Source organism: Vibrio sp. GLN_1 (genome assembly GCF_043106015.1).
GTDB lineage: Bacteria > Pseudomonadota > Gammaproteobacteria > Enterobacterales > Vibrionaceae > Vibrio > Vibrio parahaemolyticus.
The window spans coordinates 1-573 of record NZ_JBICMD010000012.1; the positions used below are offsets into that span (position 1 = coordinate 1).

Annotated in this window: 1 protein-coding gene; it reads left to right on the plus strand. The window is 40.3% G+C overall.

Annotation, left to right across the window (positions count from 1 at the left end):
- The first annotated feature begins 25 nt into the window (after positions 1–25).
- Positions 26–481: a GNAT family N-acetyltransferase gene (locus tag ACF8OV_RS04915; RefSeq protein WP_323230478.1), complete on the plus strand. Its 456-nt coding sequence runs from the start codon at positions 26–28 to the stop codon at positions 479–481.
- Positions 482–573: the final 92 nt, after the last annotated feature.

Consider the following 573-nt stretch of genomic DNA (forward strand, 5'->3'; position numbering starts at 1 on the left):
AGCCAGAAGTAATAAGGACCTATAAATGGAATTAAAGTATCGTTCAGCTGATTTTGAAGATTTGGAAAGTCTTGTAGCTTTGCTTTCAAATGACCCACTTGGTAGTAAAAGAGAAGATGCGTCTGTTCCGTTGAATAGTGGGTATCTTGAAGCGTTTGAAGCAATTATAAGAGACCCAAACAACGAATTACTTGTTGTTGAGCTAGAAAACTCTTTAGTCGGGATGCTTCAAATTACTTTTATTCCTTACCTAACGCATATCGGTAGTTGGCGTTGTCTTATCGAAGGTGTCCGAATCGATAGTGACTATCGTGGACAAGGTTTCGGTGAGAAAATGTTCGAATATGCTATTGAACAGGCGAAAAACAAAGGCTGTACAATTGTTCAGTTAACAAGTGATAAGCAGCGCCCTGATGCAATCAGGTTCTATGAAAAACTTGGATTCAAAGCAACACATGAAGGGTTTAAACTCGCGTTGTAAGTTGCTGCTAACAAAGCATTTAAGAGTGATTCGCAACGCTTGGCAGTTTCGCTTCGCTCAAGTATAGCCAAGCGTCGCTCACACCTTAATGC